The sequence below is a fragment of the Paenibacillus sp. FSL A5-0031 genome (assembly GCF_001956295.1).
GTDB lineage: Bacteria > Bacillota > Bacilli > Paenibacillales > Paenibacillaceae > Pristimantibacillus.
Genome location: NZ_MRTD01000009.1, coordinates 169,235 through 186,503, shown reverse-complemented (window position 1 = coordinate 186,503; position 17,269 = coordinate 169,235). Strand labels below are relative to the sequence as shown.

Here is a 17,269-nt window from a genome sequence, read left to right as displayed (position 1 = left end):
GGTGACCCTATGTTTAAACTATTGTTAATTGAAGATGACACAACGTTATTTAACGAGATAAAAGACCGATTATCCCAGTGGTCATATGAAGTACATGGCATTTCGGATTTTGAGAAAGTGATTCAGCAATTTACCTTGGTTAAGCCGGACCTCGTGATCATCGATATTCAGCTTCCAAAATTCGATGGATTTCATTGGTGCAGAATGATACGTTCCCACTCGAGCGTCCCGATCATCTTCCTATCCTCGCGAGACCACCCGACGGACATCGTCATGTCTATGCAGCTTGGAGCGGATGATTATATACAAAAGCCCTTTCACTTCGATGTGCTCATCGTCAAAATACAAGCTATTCTTCGGCGGGTATACAATTACAATACCGAACATATCGAGCTTAAAACCTGGTGCGACGCAAAGGTTGATTATGAGAAAAATCTGGTCTCCAATCATAAAGGTTCCATTGAGCTTACCAAAAATGAGATCTTTATTTTAAAAATGCTCATTGACCGTAAAAATAAGATTGTTAGCCGAGAAGAATTGATTAATAGCTTATGGGATGATAAACGGTTTGTCAGTGACAACACGCTTACAGTGAATGTGAACCGGTTGCGCAAAAGGCTCGATGAAATTGAACTGGGCCGTTTTGTTGAAACGAAAGTTGGACAAGGCTATATGGCTGTTGAAGAGGCGCATGATTATGATTAGAAAATATATAGTGGAACGGCGCAGCTGGATTCTTTTGTTTATTATTTTGCAGCTGCTGATCCTTGTTTGTGCTTATGTAGATTCAACGATTCCTCTGCGATCGATGATCTATCTCTTTTATTTATCTTCGATTATTTTTATCATCCATTTCGTCATCCGGTATCATAAAGAAACAAGGTTCATCAGAAGCTTAGAGGAGCGAGACATCAGCCTGGATACTACGAGCATGGCTGAGCCGGAGAGTCCGTTTGAGAAAGTAATCGAAAAAAGCATGACGAATCAAGCGGAACTGCTGAAGCACGCTGCAATGAACAATCGGATGATTTTGGAGCATGAGAAGGATGAGCTGTTATCTTGGATACACGAGGTAAAAACGCCGCTAACCGCGATGCGTCTCATGATAGACCGTATACAGGATGAAGGAATGAAAACGCATTTGACGTATGAATGGCTGCGGATTCACCTCCTGCTCGACCAGCAGCTCCATCAGAGACGCATACCGTTTATTGAAAATGATATCTATATCGAAAACACCGATTTGGAAACGATCATCTTCGATGAAATCAAGACGCTGCAATCATGGTGTATCCAGAAGGGGATCGGCTTTGATATTCAATTGGATGAACCGAAAGCGCTGAGCGATGCGAAATGGCTTTCCTTTATCATCAGACAGATTTTAACCAACGCTGTAAAATATAGCCCTCCTTCAGATATCGTGATCAAGAGCTATCAGCGGAATCAGCAGACTATCCTCGAAATTATTGATAATGGCCGCGGCATCGATCCGAAGGATCTGCCTCGCATTTTTGATAAAGGCTTTACATCGACGACAATGCACCAAGACAGCGCCGCAACAGGCATGGGATTGTATTTAGCTCAAAAAGCAGCTCAATCGCTGTTGATCCGTGTCCATGTCAAATCCGAGCTTGGAGCAGGAACAGCGTTCACCTTAACTTTCCCGCAGCGAAATGCATTCGTTCGTATCACAAGCATGTGACAACATTGTCACATGCTTCTATTATTTGTTCGGTCATTCGAAGGAACTAATCGGACATTCGATTTACAATACAAGTAATAGACCTAGGGAGAGTGTTAATCACATGTTCATTCTGGAAGCAACCAAAATTCATAAAATTTACGGAAATAAATTCAATAAGCAGGAAGTATTATGCGGGCTTGATATTAGCATTGAAAAAGGGGAATTCGTCAGCATCATGGGCGCATCCGGCTCAGGAAAAACGACCTTGCTTAACGTGCTTTCATCGATTGACCACATTAGCAGCGGCTCGATTAAAATCGAAGGGAAAGTTATTTCTGGGTTAAAAGAAAAACAATTGGCTGAATTTCGTAAAAATCGTTTAGGCTTTATTTTTCAGGAATACAATTTGTTAGACACGCTAACGGTCAAAGAAAATATTTTATTGCCGCTGTCGATTACGAAGACGCCAAAAAAAGAAGCTGAGCGTAAGTTTCAGGCGGTAGCGACCGAGCTTGGCATTTATGAGCTCCGCAATAAGTATCCGAATGAAATATCTGGCGGTCAAAAGCAACGTACATCCGCTGCAAGAGCCTTTATCCATGAACCAAGCATTATTTTCGCTGACGAACCGACAGGTGCCCTTGATTCCAAATCCGCCTCTGATTTACTGAACAAGCTGAGCGGTTTAAATCAAAAAAGACAAGCTACCATCGCCATGGTTACTCACGATCCGGTAGCTGCCAGCTATTGCAGCAGAGTCATCTTCATCAAGGATGGACAAATCTATTCTCAGCTTTATAAGGGAGAACAAACGCGGCAAAACTTCTTCAACGATATTATGGCAACACAAAGTGTACTAAGCGGGGTGCACCATGAGCATTAATCAACTCATTTTCCGCAATCTAAAAAAGAATTTAAAAAACTATTATCTCTATGTGTTTGCTCTCGTGTTTAGCGCTGCTCTTTATTTCGCCTTTGTCACCCTGCAGTTTGATCCTGCCATGGATGAGGCGAAAGGCTCTGTTAAAGGGGCTGCTGCCATTAAGACTGCTTCTTATTTGCTCGTTGGAATCGTTTCTATTTTTCTGCTGTACGCCAATACCATCTTTATTAAAAGGCGCAGCAAGGAAATCGGCTTATTTCAGCTTATCGGAATGACCAAAAATAAAATTTTCCGCATTCTGACGCTGGAAAACTTTTTTCTTTATTTCGGCTCCATCCTGCTTGGGGTTCTGGTCGGTTTCTCTGTGTCCAAATTAATTATTATGATTTTATTTAAAACGATCGGTGTTGAGGTGGCCGCTGAGCTGCATTTCTCCACCCAAGCATTCAAGCAAACCATCATTATTTTTTTAGTTATTTATCTTCTGATTATGTTGATGAACTATTTATTTATAAAAAAACAAACGATATTATCGCTGTTTAGAGTGAATTCCGTCACAGAAGGCAAAGCAAGAAGAGTGTCTATTCTGGAAATGCTAATCGGCATTGCCGGATTGCTTTTGATAGCGCTGGGCTATTATATTTCTTCCGAACTGTTCGGCGGTAAGTTTGTGACGATGACCGCGCTCTTTGCTGCCATGATCGGCATACTCGGCTCCGTCATCCTTGGAACCTTCCTTTTCTATAAAGGATCGGTCAGCTTTATTTTCAACGTGATCCGAAAGCAGAAAAACGGTTACCTTAACATAAATGAAACCTTATCTCTCTCGTCTATTATGTTCCGGATGAAATCAAATGCGCTGCTGCTCACGATCATTACGACCGTGTCGGCGCTTGCTATCGGCTTATTATCCTTAAGCTATATCTCTTATTACTCTGCCGAAAAAACGGCCAAAAACAATGTTCCCGAACATTTTGCATTTATGAACGTTCAGGACGCGGAGCAGTTTAAAGAAGCTCTAAACAAAAACAAGCTGCCGTATACCGAAAAAACCATTCCTGTCATTCAGGTAGACGTCAATGTGAAGAGTATTATGAATAACAATCTGGAAGGGGTAAGCGTGGCTGGGAATTCGGATATGATGACCTTGCCCGTTGTCAGCGAAAAGTCTGTTGACGGCATTCAGCTGTCTAAAGACGAGATCTATCTCTCCGGTTACAGCAGCATGCTCAAACAGTTCATGTCTTTGAAGGACTCAGGGCCTGTACAATTAGTGAATCCTACTCAAAGTATTCCACAACAATATATCGGACTTAAGGAGCAGCCCATCGTCTCATGGTGGTTTAAAAGCGGCGGATTGCCTGTAGTTATCGTCGATGATTCTGTTTTTGAGCGCTTAAATAATCATCTTGATCCGGCTATTCAGAAACACTCTACCCTGCATATCGGAATTAATATGAAAGATCGTTCTGATCTAAAAGAAGCGACTCAGCTATTCAATGAGATGAAGTTCTCTGAACACAACAGAAATGATTCTCAGCTTAATACAAGCAACCAGCAAAAACAAACGATGGGCTTGATTATGTTTATCGTTGCTTTCCTTGGACTAACCTTTCTTATCACATCCGGCAATATTCTCTATTTTAAGCAAATGGGAGAAAGCGAAGAGGAAAAGCCGAACTATACCATCCTTCGAAAGCTCGGCTTCACAAGGGCTGATTTGTTAAGGGGCATAAAAATAAAACAAATGTTCAACTTTGGCATTCCCTTAGTGGTTGGGCTGCTTCACAGCTATTTTGCAGTCAAATCCGGATGGTTTTTCTTTGGAACAGAGCTTTTAACTCCGATGATTATCGTCATGCTGCTATATACCATCCTTTACTCCATATTCGGAATTCTTTCCGTCTCTTATTACAAAAAAATCATTAAAGAAGCACTTTAATACCATCTAAACAGGATATCCCTCTTTGATTTTCAGAGGACGGGTACCCTGTTTTTCTTTGTGTGTTAATATGCAAAAAAACGAGATCGCTAACTCAATATCCAAGTGGAAGTTCGATTCATTACCTGTTAAGATGTGGATATGTAAGGAGGGTTGCGGAAATGAGTTCATTAACAGCAGCAGATATTGAACAGATTGTGCTAGAGCAAAAAACATTTTTCGAACAAGGCCAGACCAAGGAGCTGCACTTTAGGCTGAATCAATTGCAACGATTGCTGCAAGCCATACAGCGTCATGAGCAGGAAATCGTCGAGGCGCTTTATCAAGACCTTCGCAAAAGCGAACTAGAGACCCATATGACAGAAATTATAATCGTAACCAATAGCATTCGACATGTCATGAAGCATCTCAAAAAGTGGATGAAGCCGCAGAAGGTGAAAACTCCGATTTATCTATTTCCATCATCCAGCCGTATTATGAAGGAGCCCTACGGCACAGCTTTAATTATTGGTCCCTTCAACTATCCATTCCAGCTTGTCATCGAGCCGCTTATCGGAGCCATTGCCGCAGGCAACTGTGCCATTCTCAAACCATCCGAAAGCTCGCCTCATGTTTCAGCTTTAATAAGTAAAATCATCAATGAAACCTTTGATCCCACCTACATTAAAGTCATTGAGGGGGAAAAGGAAACGACCTCATTGCTCATTCACGCGCAGGTTGATTATATTTTTTTCACAGGCAGCATCGCCGTCGGCAAAATCGTTATGGAGGCGGCTGCCAAAAACCTTGTGCCTGTCACGCTTGAGCTCGGAGGAAAAAGCCCTGTCATCGTAGATTCTTCCGCTAACCTCGAGATCGCTGCCAAGCGGATCATCTGGGGCAAATTAATGAATACCGGCCAAACCTGTATTTCACCCGACTATGTGCTGGCTCATCAGGATATTAAAGAAAAGCTAGTCGCAAAAATGAAGGAAGTCATCCAATCCTTCTATGGATCTTCTATACAAAGCAACAAAGATTATGGTCGAATCATTAATCAACGCCAATTTGACAGGCTTGCTTCCATTCTAGAGCAAGACAAATCCAGCATCGTTTATGGAGGAGGCACAGACCGCGAAGACCTCTTTATCGAACCGACGATACTGGATGGCGTTTCATGGGATAGCGCAGCGATGTCAGAAGAATTATTTGGCCCTCTTTTGCCTGTTATGGAGTACCAAGATATGCATGAGGCCATTCGAATGATTAACGCTCATCCAAAGCCGCTTTCCCTTTACTTATTTACTGAGAATAAAGCGCTGGAGGATGAGGTTATGAGCCGTGTTTCTTTCGGCGGCGGCTGTATTAACGATACGATTATGCACGTCTCTAATCCCTATTTGCCATTTGGCGGTGTTGGCAGCTCAGGTGTAGGAGCCTATCATGGCAAATACAGCTTTGATCTGTTCTCGCATCAGAAGAGTATTTTGAAGAAAAGCACTAAGTTTGAGCTTGGGCTCGTCTTCCCTCCTTATGCTGGAAAATTAAAAAATATTAAAAAGCTGCTCAAATGAGCAGCTTTTTTGGCTGACAAACAGGAAGTTAGTTTTATGCAAGCTTCACTTAGTTTCGTGTATGTAGCATTGGTTCGACTTCTCATATAATCGGTTTATCACCACAACATTAGGAGGTCATCCATTATATGAATCAATCACCGCTTCTACTCACTGACGAGCAAATGCAAAAGTTTATAACTGAAGGTTTTCTTATTCTAAAAACAGATTTCCCTGAATCCTTCCATCAAGCCATGACAGCTGAACTTGGAAAAGTTTATGACGAGGAAGGCAATCCCGGCAACAACCTACTGCCGCGAATTAGGGAAATACAACAGGCTTTCGACAGCCCCGTTATTACAGGCGCATTAACAAGCGTACTGGGTCCAAACTACATGCTGCATGCCCATCGCCATGGCCACTTTAATGCACAGCCGGTTGCTGGCGGTTGGCATAAGGACAGCTACTGGGGCTACTCCCGTATGCGCAACCACCACCCATGGTGGGCTATGATTATGTACTTCCCGCAAAACACGCCAATTGAGCTTGGGCCTACTAGCGTTGTGCCTGGCACACAAAATTACGAGTCGCGTACCTTCGCCTCTGACGAGGTGCAAGGAGAAGCTTTCGCTAGCGGTGAAGCAGGTACATTTGCACTCATCCACTATGATATCTGGCACCGTTCAACACCAAATGTATTAGGCAATGCTCGTTACATGCTTAAATTTGAATTTATGCGCACAGCTGTTCCAACTAAGCCTTCATGGAATAATCTGATTTCGGAGTGGAAAGAGCCAGCTGACCTTGCCTTGCCAATCGCAAACCACGAAGACATGTGGGAAGAAACATGGAACTGGATGTCAGGCAAGCTAGGCAGTCTAGCAAACACTGCGGAAGCAAACGAAGAGAAATTAGCCGCACTGGCAACGGCTTTGGAAGATAGCTTCGAACCAAATGCCTTGAATGCAGCCTATGAGCTTGCTAAATATGGCGCTCCAGGCGTGAAAGTACTGCTGGCTGGTCTTCATCATGAGAGATTAGACGTATCACGCACATCTACTTATGGACTGTCCATCGCAGGCTCAGATGCAGTAAGCGGATTAATTGACGCACTAGACAGCGATCGCTCAGAAACTGTACAACATGCTATTTTCGCGCTTGGCGAGCTGCGCAGCTACGCTGAATCCGCGCTTCCAAAGCTTGTTGAACTTCTGTCCCACTCCGACGCGACAGTAAGAATTGCAGTCGTTGAAGCACTTGGCATTTTGTCTAATTCTTCAGAAATTGCAGTGAAGGGTCTTATTACAGCCTTGTCCGATGAGGATGTTCAAGTACGATTTACAGCTGGACTGTCCTTGTCCCGCATGGGTGCTGCAGCGGCAGCAGCCGTTCCCGCTTTGGCGGCAGTACTCGATGACGAGAACCGTTATGTAAGAGCTCATGCTCTAGAAGCACTGCGCTATATCGGCACGGATGAAGCGAAGGATATTTTGATCAAATCACTATTCAATTCCCGCTGGTGTTCGACAACTACGCCTGCAAACAGCTTTTATCCTTGATTCCATCGGAATTCTTATACTTGCAGCAAAAAAGATTGTCCCAAAAGAATTAGTTGTGCAGAACAATCCTAGTCATGGGAAAAAGTTCGGAATAGCAAAGGAGCTAAGCGATTTGAATCTGCTTAGCTCCTTTGTTTTTGGCGTACGCTGCACCGCTGTTGCGAACTCAGCAGCTCTTATTTAGACCATTTGCAAGGAATTATTATTGCAACGAACTCCAGCATCGCTATTTCGAGAAAAACAGCTCATATCACCCTATCGAGCATGACATAACGCCAATCAGGTTCGTTAGCGTTTGAATAAGATCATTTTCTGCATAATAAGCATGATACAGTTCGTTAGAGAAAATACTAATCCGAAAGCGTAACAGGGCAAGCGAACTATTCGCTGTCCTTTTTGCTTACCTCCATCAACTGCTGGCATTTCGTTTGAAATTCATAAGGATTATCTACAAATAAATAGATTTGGTCAACTTGTTCTCGAATCCCGAACGCCGTAATAACCGTGATTTCTTCTTTTAATATTATATGCACATTCGGTTCTGTATCCAGAATCTTCATCGTTTTCTTCATTTTATCCTTAGCTAATTTCTCGAATTTAATGACCGAAATGGATGCAACAGTATTGATATTCATATCCGAATACAACTGAATGCCGTACTGAAATCTTATTTGTTGATCCCATACCAAAATAGGATTTAAGCACATCGCTCGGTAATCAGCAATTAGCAGCATAATAATATACACATTTCCTAATGAGAGTAACCATGCAGCGGTATGCGACCATTGCGCAAGCAGAATATGCATGCATACCCCTTCAATAATCAATACTTTCGAAAATACGAGTAAGGTTATCAGCTTGTTAGAGTTTTTATGATAGCTAAACGAGGCAGCCCCCGTTCGAACGAACGGTTTTTCTCTCCATGCGAACAAGGCGTAATAAAAAATAGATAATTCATGCGTGAGCAAAGCTGAAATTTTGGGATGGCGAATGGTCTCTTCTAGACTTTTCCGAAGTGTTTCTATAGGGTGATCATCAACTTTTCTATAACGCTTATAGGCAGCTGCAATATCATAGATTTTTAAAGCTAGAATAAATGGCGGCAGCGGGATAAGGAAATATTTTATAGCGTTCATCGTTTCTTGATCGGTGTTTGGTACAAATAACGCTAATGCTAAATAACCCAGAAGAGCAAATGGAATGATGGATGCGATCTTGAATTTTAGTTCGCGAAACCATAGAAAGTACAGCAATAATGGGATAACAACGACAAAATCTAATGCAATGCCAAGTGTCAGCAGTTGATCATTCTCTTTAATTAGAACAGAATTAGCAAATAGAAGATCGAGCAATATGATAATGAAGCTTGAAGCAATAAAGAAACTAATATTCTTTTTATAAAGTTTGTTAATGGCATAAACACTCCCTTCCATTTCCCTTTTCATTATCTAATATAGGGGTAAAAATAACGCCGTTCAATTCCCTCATGTGAAGAAAATGGAAACATTTTGTTTGTACTCACAAAAAAAGCCGTCGCATTAAATAGCGACGGTTTATTAATTAATCATTTCAGTGAAAGCTCCCTATATTCGCTCGGTGACAAAGCCATATACTCTTTGAATAAACGAGAGAAATAAGTGGCATCCATTCCTAGAGATTCAGCAATTGCCGAGATGCTAAGTGAAGTAAAGGATAACAGCTGCCGTCCTTTGTCCATACGCTTGCGATTCACATATTGTATAGGTGAGAGCCCTGTCGTATTTTTGAACATGCGTATAAAATAATTAGGGTGAAAATGTACAAGCTGAGCAAGAGTATCTACTGTAATATTTTCCGATAAATGCTCTTCAATATAGGTCAGCACGACATTCAGCTTCTCAAATGAGCTGGTTGCCGGTGTCTTAATTGTCACATCCTCAGCCTGCTCCAGCATCATCGCCATAATCTCAAGAAACGCCGACTGCAGCTGCAGCTCGGATGTCCAGTCTTCACTCTTATGATGGTGCACTAGCCTTTCAAATTTACCCTTCAAGCCTTCGTGATCGGATATCGATATCATGACGGGCATTTCGAGCAGTTGAAACAGGTTGAAATTATCTATTTTTGCAGTAAAGTGACACCAATATTTTCCGTAAGTATTCGTATTAATCGTTCCATAGGATTGTACGACATCTGCGGGCAGCAGACACAGATCACCGGGCTTTGGATAATAAATTTGATTCCCGGCCTTAATGTACCCTTCGCCCTCTTGGATATAATATAGCTTATTCACATCCGTCGTATAATTATCGTCCTTCCACGAAAGCGGCACCTTCGTATAGTCGGCTATGGCAACATGCAATTTCAAACCGCTCATATAGGACTTCCAAAATGTACTTTTGCTTGCGTTCACCGTTATTCCCGCCTTTCAAGGCTGTCATACCCATTGTTCATCGAAGATCGCTGCGATTACCATACCATAATAGCACAAAAAAAAGAGGCAGTATCCCTCTGCCTCTTCTTATTTTCTGCTTAAGCTTGAGCGAGCCCTTGCTTGACCCACTGCGCAACATTGACTGTACGCTTAGCTTGATATTCCACAGCTGCTTTTACATCCTCAACCATTTTCCCGCCTTGCACCGTCACGCTTGTCCCATATGGATTGCCGCCAGCTTCAAAGGTAACTGGACTCGAATAACCCGGTGCAGCTACTATCGCTCCCCAATGATACATTGAAGTGTATAGTCCAAGGATGGTTTGCTCTTGACCGCCATGCGCGTTCTGCGCCGAAGTCATTCCGCTGACTACTTTATTGACTAGCTTGCCGTTAAACCAAAGTGAGCCTGTCGAATCAAGAAACTGCTTAACAGGACCAGGCATACCGCCAAAGCGGGATGGAATACTAAATATAATAGCGTCCGCCCATTCCAGATCCTTATAGGTAACCTCAGGTATATCTTGCGTTTCTGCAACATGAGTTCTCCAGATAGGGTTAGCTTGTATTGCTTCTTCTGAGGCAAGCTCAGGCGTCTTCAATATTTTCACCTCAGCTCCAGCTGCTTTCGCACCCTCTGCAGCCCACTGCGCCATTTGATAATTTGTTCCCGTTACACTGTAATATATAATAGCAAGATTAATCGTTGTCATCTGATACATCCCCTTAAACGTTTATGTTATTCGCTCAGTTGTTCTGCATTAATGCCGATCGTTTTTAATAGCTCAATAAGCTTCTCTTTATCCTCGTTGCTTACAGAGCTCAAATTGCGTGTAATGACATCTGCATGCTTCGGAAAAATATCATCAAACAATATTTGCCCCGCTTCGGTAAGAATGACATTTGAGCCTCTACGGTCGGTAGCGCTTGGCTCTCGTCTTACATATCCTTTTTTCTCAAGCTTATCAACTACATAGGTAATGCTTCCGCTTGGAATGCAGAACTTTTCACTTATTTTCTGTATCGGATGAGGGCCCTTGCTATACAAAAGCTCCAATATCATAAAATGTTCCTGACTAATGCCATGGCTTTCAATATCCTTGCGGACATTGTCGCCAACTGCCTTAGACGCTTTGAACCATATACGAAATAACCGAAGATCAAGCTGGCTCTGTTCACTTTGTTGATTCATGCCCATGCCTCCTTGCTGCATTTATCTTAAAATCGTATTTCCTATTTTTAGCATACTTTTATCCTATCATTAGGCTAAAGACATGTCAACCAACTTTTACCACACGCAAAGTGGTTGTCTAGCAAGTGTCTAATCGCTTAGCACAGCCTTTTTTAACTATAGAGCATGATGTTTCCAACAGTCCTTTGAAGAAAATATGATAAACTAGTACGTAATGCTAGAAAACGTAAGGAGATAGATCATGATTAAGCTAGTATCTTGGAACGTAAATGGTTTACGGGCATGCGTAACGAAAGGCTTTAACGATTATTTCAAGGAAACGGATGCAGATATTTTTTGCCTGCAAGAAACGAAGCTGCAAGATGGACAAATCAGTATGGAGCTTGGTGAGGAGTACTCGCAATATTGGAATTACGCAGTTAAAAAAGGTTACTCTGGCACGGCTGTTTTCACTAGGCTAAAGCCACTCTCCGTGCACTATGGTATTGAGGAAAACTCGGAGCCAGAGGGCCGAGTCATTACGCTGGAGTTTGAAGGATTCTATCTAGTTACGGTATATACGCCTAACGCCAAGCGCGACTTATCGCGATTGGATTACCGAATGGAATGGGAAGATCGCTTCCGCGGTTACCTTCAGCAGCTTGATGCCTTAAAGCCTGTCATTGTTTGCGGTGATCTGAACGTAGCCCATCAGGAAATTGATCTTAAGCATCCGAAGCCTAATCTAGGCAACTCTGGCTTTACGCTTGAGGAGCGTGGCAAGATGACGGAGCTGCTAGCAACTGGCTTCCTCGATACATTCAGACATTTTTACCCGGATCGTACGGATGTGTACAGCTGGTGGTCGTACATGATGAAGGTGCGCGAGCGGAACGTGGGATGGCGGATCGATTATTTCTTAGCCTCTTCAAGACTGAGCCCACTGCTCATCGATGCGTCCATTGACACTCATATTTTGGGCAGCGATCATTGTCCTGTTTTGCTTACTTTGGAAGAACCGCCGGCAATCATATAATCGTCATAAAAAAGGCGGGCAGCACTCATGATGAGCGCTGCCCGCCTTTTGCTTCGAATTAGCTTTGAAGTGACTGAGTTAAAACATTTTTTTCACGTAAAATCGAAAGTGCCTTTTGCATCTTGTCCATGTAAGCAGGCTCTTGGCCCGAGCACATAAAGCGAACGTTTCCGTTGCCTCCGCCTCCGGGAATACCATAGCGGCTCAATAATGCTGATAGGCGTTTCACCGTTCCCACATTCCCATCCACAATCTCGATATGAGCAGGAAGCAGCTCCCTCAATATATCCTTGTAGAAAGGATAATGTGTACAGCCAAGTACGATAATTCCGTAATTGTCTAAATCATAGTTTGCGAGCTTTGCCCGGAAATATTCGTTAATAATCTGTTTATCAAATTGCAGCGCCTCACAATAACGCACAAGCTCCGGCAGAGGCAGTGAATCCACGATTCCCATCTCATCCACGCGTGACACGAGTGCGTAATATTTTGGCAATTGTAGCGTTAACTGCGTTGCGAAGACGAGTACCCTTTTGCCTGTTGCTCGGTTCATTTCTACTGCTGGCTTAACAGCAGGCTCCATGCCGACAATGGGCAGGGAATAACGCTCTCTTAACTCGTTAATTGCAATACTAGTCGCAGTATTGCAAGCCACGACCAATGCATCTATGCCCTCTTCCATCATTAAACCAACCGTTTCAAAAATGTACGCTTTCACGTCTTCCTCTGACTTCGTCCCATAGGGAACGTGGAGCGTGTCCGCCATATAAAGAAAATCCTTATCAGGTAGTCTTTGAAGTGCCTCCGCTAATACGGTAAGCCCGCCAAGCCCTGAATCAAAAAAACCAATTCGCATGTCTCATCGATTCCTTACGTTTATTGGAATAGAGTACCTTCTGTAGCTATATCCATCTTACCTCATTGCCTGCCTCCATAAAAGCTTATAATTGCATTTGCGAAGAAAAAAATGCCTCAAGTCCGGATAGACAAGAGGCATTTCATCTGCTTCTATGGTGCCCGCTTCGGCAGCAGACGTACATAATCATCTGAAAGCTTCATGAGTTCCAGTATATAATCATAATCTCCACGATATTTGCTGAAGTCGGCTACCGGCTTTTTCGTTCTAATATCGACGGCAGTTCCGTCCTCAAAGCCTTTGCCTGGTATAAATAAGATGTCATTATTAAAAAATGATCCTGTCGGCAAATAATACCGCATACCAATTACATTTTGAGAAATATTAAGCAAGTCATGACCAAACGTCGTAAAAGCTTGGTCATCAAGCGATATGCCTAGCAGATTTGTAACGGTCGGCATAATATCAACCTGACCGCCAACCTGATTAACGGTTTTCCCCTCTACGCCTGGTACATGAACAATAAGCGGGATGTTTAAGCGGCTAATTTGCTCGTCATAGTCGATGCCAAGCTGCTCACTAACCCATGCAGGATCATTGTCTGTCGTTTGTAGACCAGCGTGATCGCCATAGGCGACCAAAACCGTGTTTTCCCACATGCCGCTCGCTTTGAGCCCCTCAATAAAACGGCCAAGTTCATAATCGGTATAATTTAATGCCGTCAAATAATTGCCCAGCTGCGTACCCTGCAAGGAATCCGGCATCGTAATATGCTGAAGCTCCGTTGGAACCTTAAAAGGATGATGACTCGATGCAGTTACGAATTGAGCATAAAAAGACTTGCCTTGCTCCTTCATATCCTGAAGCTTTTCAAGACCGACCCTGTAAAGCTCCTCATCCGATGCGCCAAAAGAATTAAAATGATCATTTTTAAATGATGCTTTATCATAATATGCCGTAAAACCTAGCGCAGGATACATTCGGTTGCGATCCCAAAAAGTCACATCATTGATATGAAAGGTTTCAGATTCGTACCCGCTTTCTCCAAGCAGTCTGGGAAGACTCGGCAGCTCTCGATCACCATAGCCTGTAGACATCGCCATATCCCCGGTTGGATAGATTGAAGTATTCGACATGAATTCAGCGTCCGCAGTATTCCCTTGTCCAATTTGTTGGAATACATAAGGAAAATAGAAGCTTTCCTTCGCTAGCTGATTAAGAACAGGTGTAACCGCCTGACCACCGACAGACAAATTGATGGCAAAGTTTTGGAATGCCTCCATTTGAACGACAATTACATTCTTACCTTCGGCAGATCCGAAATAATTAGGCATGCCTGCAACGACCATATCTCCAGCTTGATCAAAATAGGAGGATTTGAGCGCTATCGCATCAGCCCCTGTTTCTTCTACATTGCCATTTTTCAGCGCAGCCTGCTCTGTGCTCGCCTTAACCGCTGCCGCTACCTGATAATTGATATAGCCTAAATTCTCAGCTTTCACAATCTCGTTCGGAATCGTACTCGCAGACCAAATGAATCCACCCGAGATTGCAATACATAGAACAGCTGCAATAGCTGTATACAGAGGTTTCGCAATTCGCTTGCGCCCATCGCTGCGTACTCCTCTGACACGTTTAACAATATATAGAGCTGCCAAGACGGCAACATCCAGAAAGTAAATATAATAAGCAGGCAAAATAATTGACCCTACGCTTGTCCTAATTTGCAGCACCTGGTCAAGTCCGTGCAGTGCGGTATAAGTAGGCACTGTTCCGTAATAACTGACATACACCGTTGAAGCAAATAGCAGCAAGGAAAACACGGCATTCACGAGCCCATATACGGCTCCTCTCCACCTCGCAGAGGTGATTAGCTCCAGCAGCAGAAGCAGTGCAAGTACGGCTGCCGCATCAGGCAGCAAGCTCTTCACCTGTATGCCCGAAAAGACGAAATGGCGAAACAGGAGCATTTTCAACATCATAAAGATGAATATAACGATAAACAGTGATCTGTCATAACGTTTAGGGAAAAACTGCAAGACGCTCACTCCTTAGATATTTGCACTTCATTAAATATAAAAAAACCGTCATCACCTGACGGCTTTCTTAAACTTTAATGTTAAGGCAATATAAAAGCAAATGCAACGGCTAATAATTAGTAGACTTTATGCCGTGGCCACTTCAAAAATAGAATCAACAATGATCGGCAGCTGATTTCTTAAGGAGCTCGCCCCCATGACCGAACGTGCATGAATTCCTCTCTCGCCAAATACCTCCACCATCAAATCCGAGAAGCCATCGAGCACCTTATGATGCTCTTCATAGCTCGGATCAGCATTCACAAAACCTTGTACCTTTACTACGCGGGTCACAAGATCCAACCGCTCTAGTGAATGCTTTAATACGGCGAGAACTTCAATTCCTGTCTGCCTAGCAAGTTGATAACCTTCTGCTGTCGTGAACTCGTTGCCAAGCTTCCCTTTTATCGCGGCCGAAGGACCTTTTCCCGAAACAAACAGAAGTCCATTTGAAAATACACAGTTAGCGTATTTAGCTGCGGGCTCGCTCGCCTTCGGTACAATAATTCCCAATGTTGCTAATCTACTTTCTATAGTTCCTTCTACTTGCGGCATAGCAACCCCTTCTCTCCATTTATATTTCTTGTTATTGATGGAAGCCTATGCCAAAGTTTATACTGAAATTGACCTCTAAAACAGCGTCAGATTTATATGAATTTTAAGGGTCAGATTGTGTGGAGATAAGATGGATATCAACCTTTCAGAAGAAGAGCAAGGTCCTGTCTATTTGGTGTTGTACAGACATTTACGGAAACTCATCCAATCTGGTGCTTTAGCGGATGGAACAAAGCTGCCATCAATACGATCGCTCCGCGAGCAATCGAAGCTTAGCAAAACGACAATTGAAACGGCGTATCACATGCTGCTGGAAGAAGGTTATGCGGTTAGCAAGCCGCGCGCCGGTCTATTTGTCATACAATCACAATTAACTCCTGCTGCCGCAACGTTTCATAAAGAGATCTCGGAAGAGCATGCTAGCTTACACCGTCATTCCATTCCGATTCCTATCCAAAACGACGCAGTCGTCGATTTCAGCCTGCTCGCCGTGGACGGACAATCATTCCCCATTCGCGCATGGAAATCCGTTCTTCATGATGCATTATCTCTCCATGCGAACTATGTTCATCAGTATGGCGATCCGCGGGGCGAATATGATTTGCGTTTGCAATTGTCTTACTATTTAAAGCGTTCAAGAGGCGTCAATTGCACGCCTGAACAAATCATTATCGGATCAGGTTTTTCTTACAGCACACAAATTCTCGCTAAATTGCTACAAGGTGCATCGACAATTGCAGTCGAAGAAGCCGGTATCGCTCAGGTAAGAGCTGCCTTCCAGCAGCACGGCTACAACGTCGCTCCTGTCCCCGTCCATAACATGGAGAACTTCGTATCTATATTAGAAGACAAACAAATTCGAATCTTATATGTCACTCCTTCACATCGTCCTACTGGGAGCTCATTGCCGTACTCCACTAGGCAGCTGCTGCTCCACTGGGCCAGCACAAACAGCGCCTATATCATTGAGGATGACTACGACGGAGAATTTCGTTATTCGGGCAAAACCATCCCTTCCCTCCAAGGAATGGATCATCAGGGCAGCGTCATTTATATTGGGACGTTTTCCAAAGCCTTCACACCCGCGCTGCGTATGAATTATATGGTTGTCCCGACTCCGCTGCTCAGCAAGCTGCAATCTATAGAGCACACACTTACAAGTCCATCGCGCATCGATCAGTGGGCCATGCAGCTGTTCATGGAACGAGGGCATTGGTACAGGCATGTAAGGAAGGTTCGCAATCTTTATCGTAAAAAACGTGCAAAGCTGCTTGAACTCATTGACAATTATTTGCCCGAGTATGTGCAAGTTCATGGTGATTCTGCAGGGATGCATGTGGAAATCGCTGTTCAAACAACGTGCAGTGCCGAGGAGCTGATTAAGCTTGCTGCTTCGGAGGATGTTTACGTGTATGCTGCACAGGATACGCCTGTCCTGCCCAGTCGTTTTGCAAGATTATACTTGGGGTTCGGCGGACTAAACGAGAAAGAAATGGAACGAGGGATACGCCGGCTCGCGAAAGCATGGGTGGGAGCCCTATCTCCTAATCTTGAATAACA

At 43.4% G+C, this 17,269-nt stretch carries 15 protein-coding genes; 8 read left to right on the top strand and 7 right to left on the bottom strand.

Annotation, left to right across the window (positions count from 1 at the left end; genetic code table 11):
- The first annotated feature begins 9 nt into the window (after window positions 1–9).
- The 6 genes from BK120_RS17570 (at window position 10) to BK120_RS17545 (ending at window position 7,600) form a co-directional block, all read left to right on the top strand.
- Complete coding sequence (locus BK120_RS17570; RefSeq protein WP_076268789.1) at window positions 10–705, top strand: response regulator transcription factor; 696 nt, start codon at window positions 10–12, stop codon at window positions 703–705.
- Window positions 698–1,702, top strand: coding sequence for a sensor histidine kinase (locus BK120_RS17565; RefSeq protein ID WP_076268788.1), 1,005 nt, complete (start codon window positions 698–700; stop codon window positions 1,700–1,702). The genes BK120_RS17570 and BK120_RS17565 overlap by 8 nt, the downstream gene beginning before the upstream one ends.
- 103 nt (window positions 1,703–1,805) lie before the next feature.
- Window positions 1,806–2,567: an ABC transporter ATP-binding protein gene (locus tag BK120_RS17560; RefSeq protein WP_076268787.1), complete on the top strand. Its 762-nt coding sequence runs from the start codon at window positions 1,806–1,808 to the stop codon at window positions 2,565–2,567.
- On the top strand, window positions 2,557–4,509 hold the full coding sequence (locus BK120_RS17555; protein ID WP_076268786.1) for an FtsX-like permease family protein: 1,953 nt from the start codon (window positions 2,557–2,559) through the stop codon (window positions 4,507–4,509). Before BK120_RS17560 ends, BK120_RS17555 begins: the two co-directional genes overlap by 11 nt.
- 161 nt (window positions 4,510–4,670) lie before the next feature.
- Window positions 4,671–6,062, top strand: coding sequence for an aldehyde dehydrogenase (locus BK120_RS17550; protein WP_076268785.1), 1,392 nt, complete (start codon window positions 4,671–4,673; stop codon window positions 6,060–6,062).
- A 128-nt stretch (window positions 6,063–6,190) separates the two neighbouring features.
- Window positions 6,191–7,600, top strand: coding sequence for a HEAT repeat domain-containing protein (locus tag BK120_RS17545; protein ID WP_076268784.1), 1,410 nt, complete (start codon window positions 6,191–6,193; stop codon window positions 7,598–7,600).
- A 380-nt stretch (window positions 7,601–7,980) separates the two neighbouring features.
- On the opposite strand, the gene BK120_RS17540 is transcribed toward BK120_RS17545, so the two are convergent.
- The 4 genes from BK120_RS17540 to BK120_RS17525 all read right to left on the bottom strand — a co-directional run bounded on the left by BK120_RS17540 (window position 7,981) and on the right by BK120_RS17525 (window position 11,205).
- Entirely contained in the window at window positions 7,981–9,033 is a 1,053-nt protein-coding gene (locus BK120_RS17540; RefSeq protein ID WP_076268783.1) for a hypothetical protein, read from the bottom strand.
- A gap of 131 nt (window positions 9,034–9,164) precedes the next feature.
- Complete coding sequence (locus tag BK120_RS17535) at window positions 9,165–9,992, bottom strand: AraC family transcriptional regulator (RefSeq protein WP_083682118.1); 828 nt, start codon at window positions 9,990–9,992, stop codon at window positions 9,165–9,167.
- A 119-nt stretch (window positions 9,993–10,111) separates the two neighbouring features.
- Window positions 10,112–10,726 (bottom strand): NAD(P)H:quinone oxidoreductase, encoded by a 615-nt coding sequence (gene wrbA / locus BK120_RS17530; RefSeq protein WP_076268782.1) that lies wholly within the window; start codon window positions 10,724–10,726, stop codon window positions 10,112–10,114.
- A 26-nt stretch (window positions 10,727–10,752) separates the two neighbouring features.
- The gene (locus tag BK120_RS17525; protein ID WP_076268781.1) at window positions 10,753–11,205 is read right to left on the bottom strand and encodes a MarR family winged helix-turn-helix transcriptional regulator; all 453 of its coding nucleotides are present in this window, start codon (window positions 11,203–11,205) and stop codon (window positions 10,753–10,755) included.
- A 244-nt stretch (window positions 11,206–11,449) separates the two neighbouring features.
- On the opposite strand from BK120_RS17525, the gene BK120_RS17520 reads away from it, so the two are divergent.
- Window positions 11,450–12,220 (top strand): exodeoxyribonuclease III, encoded by a 771-nt coding sequence (locus BK120_RS17520; protein WP_076268888.1) that lies wholly within the window; start codon window positions 11,450–11,452, stop codon window positions 12,218–12,220.
- 58 nt (window positions 12,221–12,278) lie between these two features.
- Here the strand turns inward: BK120_RS17520 and murI are convergent, their stop codons facing one another.
- From murI to BK120_RS17505, 3 genes are all read right to left on the bottom strand, one after another.
- Window positions 12,279–13,076, bottom strand: coding sequence for a glutamate racemase (gene murI / locus BK120_RS17515; protein ID WP_076268780.1), 798 nt, complete (start codon window positions 13,074–13,076; stop codon window positions 12,279–12,281).
- A 152-nt stretch (window positions 13,077–13,228) separates the two neighbouring features.
- The gene (locus BK120_RS17510) at window positions 13,229–15,115 is read right to left on the bottom strand and encodes an LTA synthase family protein (protein ID WP_305953891.1); all 1,887 of its coding nucleotides are present in this window, start codon (window positions 15,113–15,115) and stop codon (window positions 13,229–13,231) included.
- Window positions 15,116–15,241: 126 nt separating this feature from the next.
- A complete protein-coding gene (locus BK120_RS17505) occupies window positions 15,242–15,709 on the bottom strand; it encodes a RidA family protein (RefSeq protein WP_076268779.1) in 468 nt (155 codons plus the stop codon).
- Window positions 15,710–15,839: 130 nt separating this feature from the next.
- Between BK120_RS17505 and pdxR the strand changes: the two genes are divergently transcribed.
- Window positions 15,840–17,267: a MocR-like pyridoxine biosynthesis transcription factor PdxR gene (pdxR, locus tag BK120_RS17500; protein WP_076268778.1), complete on the top strand. Its 1,428-nt coding sequence runs from the start codon at window positions 15,840–15,842 to the stop codon at window positions 17,265–17,267.
- Window positions 17,268–17,269: the final 2 nt, after the last annotated feature.

What these genes read in the sequence shown, in the direction of transcription:
- BK120_RS17550 (WP_076268785.1), top strand. Translation starts at nt 4,671, where the DNA reads ATGAGTTCATTAACAGCAGCAGATATTGAACAGATTGTGCTAGAGCAA.
- BK120_RS17555 (WP_076268786.1), top strand. Translation starts at nt 2,557, where the DNA reads ATGAGCATTAATCAACTCATTTTCCGCAATCTAAAAAAGAATTTAAAA.
- BK120_RS17545 (WP_076268784.1), top strand. Translation starts at nt 6,191, where the DNA reads ATGAATCAATCACCGCTTCTACTCACTGACGAGCAAATGCAAAAGTTT.
- BK120_RS17525 (WP_076268781.1), bottom strand. Translation starts at nt 11,205, where the DNA reads ATGAATCAACAAAGTGAACAGAGCCAGCTTGATCTTCGGTTATTTCGT.
- wrbA (WP_076268782.1), bottom strand. Translation starts at nt 10,726, where the DNA reads ATGACAACGATTAATCTTGCTATTATATATTACAGTGTAACGGGAACA.
- BK120_RS17540 (WP_076268783.1), bottom strand. Translation starts at nt 9,033, where the DNA reads ATGGAAGGGAGTGTTTATGCCATTAACAAACTTTATAAAAAGAATATT.
- murI (WP_076268780.1), bottom strand. Translation starts at nt 13,076, where the DNA reads ATGCGAATTGGTTTTTTTGATTCAGGGCTTGGCGGGCTTACCGTATTA.
- BK120_RS17570 (WP_076268789.1), top strand. Translation starts at nt 10, where the DNA reads ATGTTTAAACTATTGTTAATTGAAGATGACACAACGTTATTTAACGAG.
- BK120_RS17560 (WP_076268787.1), top strand. Translation starts at nt 1,806, where the DNA reads ATGTTCATTCTGGAAGCAACCAAAATTCATAAAATTTACGGAAATAAA.
- BK120_RS17505 (WP_076268779.1), bottom strand. Translation starts at nt 15,709, where the DNA reads ATGCCGCAAGTAGAAGGAACTATAGAAAGTAGATTAGCAACATTGGGA.
- BK120_RS17565 (WP_076268788.1), top strand. Translation starts at nt 698, where the DNA reads ATGATTAGAAAATATATAGTGGAACGGCGCAGCTGGATTCTTTTGTTT.
- pdxR (WP_076268778.1), top strand. Translation starts at nt 15,840, where the DNA reads ATGGATATCAACCTTTCAGAAGAAGAGCAAGGTCCTGTCTATTTGGTG.